The following is a 2,924-nucleotide window of genomic DNA, read 5'->3' on the forward strand; positions in this document are numbered from 1 at the left end:
GTTGTGACTGCGTTTCTGGCAGGTGCCCGTCAGGGTTCCAAAGCTCAGAAAAACCGTTCCGATGTGAGTGGTGGTGGTCGTAAGCCGTGGCGTCAAAAGGGTACTGGTCGTGCCCGTGCGGGTACGATTCGTAGCCCGATCTGGCGTGGCGGCGGCAAGACTTTTGCTGCGGTACCACGTGACCACTCTCAGAAGGTGAACCGCAAAATGTACCGCGGTGCGCTGCAGTGCATTATGTCTGAGCTGGTGCGTCAAGAGCGTCTGGTTGTTGTGGATGAGTTTACTGTTGACTCTCCCAAGACCAAAACGGTTGCAGCCAAGTTGAAAGACATGGAGCTGAGCAGTGTGTTGATCGTCACTGATAATGTTGACGAAAACCTGTTCCTGGCTTCACGTAATTTGCCGAAGGTTGATGTGCGCGATTCTCAGGGCGTTGATCCGGTAAGTCTGATTGCTTTCGAGAAGGTGCTGATCACTGTGCCGGCTCTGAAGAAGCTTGAGGAGGCCCTGGCATGAATCAAGAGCGTATTTTGCAGGTGCTGCGTGCGCCGCACGTTTCTGAAAAGGCCACGATTGTGGCTGATCAGAACAACACCTTCGTATTCAAGGTTGCTAAAGATGCGAGCAAGCTGGAAATCAAAAAAGCCGTTGAAGCGCTTTTTGAAGTGAAGGTTGAAGCTGTTCGTACCGCCAACATGAAAGGCAAGTCCAAATTCTTTGGTCGCGTTGCGGGTAAGCGCGTTGACTGGAAGAAGGCCTATGTTTCCCTCGCGGAAGGCCAGGACATTGACTTCCTGGGCGCAGAGTAAGGAAGGGAGTAAGGAATAATGGCGATTGTAAAGTGCAAGCCGACTTCTCCGGGCCGCCGCTTTGTAGTCAAGGTGGTCAACGAAGATCTGCACAAGGGTGCTCCCTACGCACCGCTGTTGGAAGCCAAGGCGAAAAACGGTGGTCGTAACAATAACGGTCGAATTACCACTCGTCATAAGGGTGGCGGTCACAAGCAGAAATATCGTGTGATCGATTTTCGTCGCAATAAAGACGGTATCGCCGGGGTTGTAGAGCGTCTTGAGTATGACCCGAACCGTACCGCGCACATCGCGCTGGTGAAGTATCTGGACGGTGAGCGTCGATACATTTTGGCCCCCAAAGGCCTGAAAGCAGAAGATCGTATCCAGTCCGGCGAAGATGCGCCGATCAAGCTGGGTAACGCCCTTCCGCTGCGTAATATTCCGCTGGGTTCCACTATCCACAATGTGGAAATGAAGCCTGGCAAAGGTGGTCAGATTGCTCGCTCTGCAGGGACTTCCGTGCAGCTGCTGGCAAAAGATGGCCAGTATGTGACTCTGCGTCTTCGCTCCGGCGAAATGCGTAAGGTCCACGCTGACTGCAAGGCCACAATCGGTGAAGTATCCAACAGTGAGCACAGCTTGCGCTCACTGGGTAAGGCGGGCGCGAAGCGCTGGCGGGGTGTTCGACCCACCGTACGCGGTGCGGCGATGAACCCGGTAGACCACCCGCATGGTGGTGGTGAAGGGCGCAGCTCTGGTGGCCGTCATCCGGTTACACCTTGGGGTGTTCCGACCAAAGGCTACAAGACCCGTACAAACAAGCGCACGACCAAAATGATTGTGCGTGACCGTCGTAAGTAAGGGATAGAGAGAGGTTCAGGCTGTGCCACGTTCACTGAAAAAAGGTCCTTTTGTGGATCACCACCTGCTAGGCAAGGTGGAAGATGCGGTGGAAGCCGGCTCCCGTAAGCCGATTAAAACCTGGTCTCGCCGCTCCATGATTATTCCGGAGATGGTGGGCCTGACTATTGCGGTATATAACGGCAAGCAACATGTGCCGGTAATGGTTTCCGAGCATATGGTTGGCCACAAGCTGGGTGAATTTGCCCTGACCCGCAACTACCGCGGGCATGCCGTGGACAAGAAGGCTAAGCGATAAGGTGACAGTTATGGCTACTGAAGTTGCAGCCCGTCTGCGCGGTGCAAGAATTTCGGCTCAGAAAGCCCGCCTCGTAGCCGACCAGGTCCGTGGCCTGGAGGTTGAGAAGGCGCTGAATCTTCTGGAATTCAGCCCGAAGAAGGCGGCAAAAATCGTTAAGAAGGTGCTGGAGTCCGCGATTGCAAATGCGGAAAACAACGACGGCGCTGACGTTGATGGGCTGAAGGTGTCCACGGTGTTCGTGGATGAAGGCATGACGATGAAGCGGATTCGCCCGCGCGCCAAAGGCCGCGCTGACCGTATCCTCAAGCGTACTTGCCACATTACTGTGAAAGTCTCAGAAGGTCAGGAGTAACCAGATGGGTCAGAAAGTTCATCCGGTCGGTATTCGCCTTGGCATTGTCAAAGAGCATAATTCGCTTTGGTATGCCGGACCGAAGTCTTATTCAGACTGCCTGGTTACCGATCTGCAAGTGCGTGAGTATCTTTTCAAGCGCCTTAAAAGTGCATCGGTAAGCCGTATCAAGATCGAGCGTCCTTCTGAAAACGTTCGCATCACTATTGCTACTGCGCGTCCGGGCATTGTTATTGGCAAGAAAGGTGAAGACGTTGAGCGTCTGCGTCGTGATGTTGCTGCCAAGATGGGTGTGCCTGTGCACATCAACATCGAGGAAGTGCGCAAGCCCGACCTGGATGCCCGTCTGGTAGGTGATAATGTTGCCGGCCAGCTGGAGCGTCGAGTCATGTTCCGTCGCGCCATGAAGCGTGCGGTGCAGAACGCCATGAAGTCTGGCGCTGAAGGTATTCGAATTCAGCTGTCCGGTCGTCTGGGTGGTGCAGAGATTGCGCGTACCGAATGGTACCGCGAAGGCCGAGTGCCTCTGCATACTTTGCGTGCCGACATCGACTACGCAAGCGTACGTGCTGAAACCACTTACGGCACCATCGGTGTGAAGGTCTGGATCTTCCGCGGC

Annotated in this window: 6 protein-coding genes; all 6 read left to right on the forward strand. The window is 54.6% G+C overall.

The features are described from left to right. Positions 1-516, forward strand: a 516-nt coding sequence (rplD, locus tag A3730_RS20255) for a 50S ribosomal protein L4 (RefSeq protein WP_063538781.1), incomplete at its 5' end; no start/stop codon positions are given. After that, positions 513-809: a 50S ribosomal protein L23 gene (gene rplW / locus A3730_RS20260; protein WP_007150124.1), complete on the forward strand. Its 297-nt coding sequence runs from the start codon at positions 513-515 to the stop codon at positions 807-809. The genes rplD and rplW, both read left to right, overlap by 4 nt. An 18-nt stretch (positions 810-827) precedes the next feature. Continuing rightward, positions 828-1,652, forward strand: a complete 825-nt coding sequence (gene rplB, locus A3730_RS20265; protein ID WP_011587693.1) for a 50S ribosomal protein L2 — start codon at positions 828-830, stop codon at positions 1,650-1,652. Positions 1,653-1,674: 22 nt separating this feature from the next. Continuing rightward, entirely contained in the window at positions 1,675-1,950 is a 276-nt protein-coding gene (rpsS, locus tag A3730_RS20270) for a 30S ribosomal protein S19 (protein ID WP_007151633.1), read from the forward strand. A gap of 10 nt (positions 1,951-1,960) precedes the next feature. Next, entirely contained in the window at positions 1,961-2,305 is a 345-nt protein-coding gene (gene rplV, locus A3730_RS20275; RefSeq protein WP_063538783.1) for a 50S ribosomal protein L22, read from the forward strand. 4 nt (positions 2,306-2,309) lie between these two features. Continuing rightward, positions 2,310-2,924 (forward strand): 30S ribosomal protein S3 (gene rpsC, locus A3730_RS20280; protein WP_063538785.1); only part of this gene is annotated, 615 nt, incomplete at its 3' end.

The sequence above is a fragment of the Alcanivorax sp. HI0044 genome, from assembly GCF_001634945.1.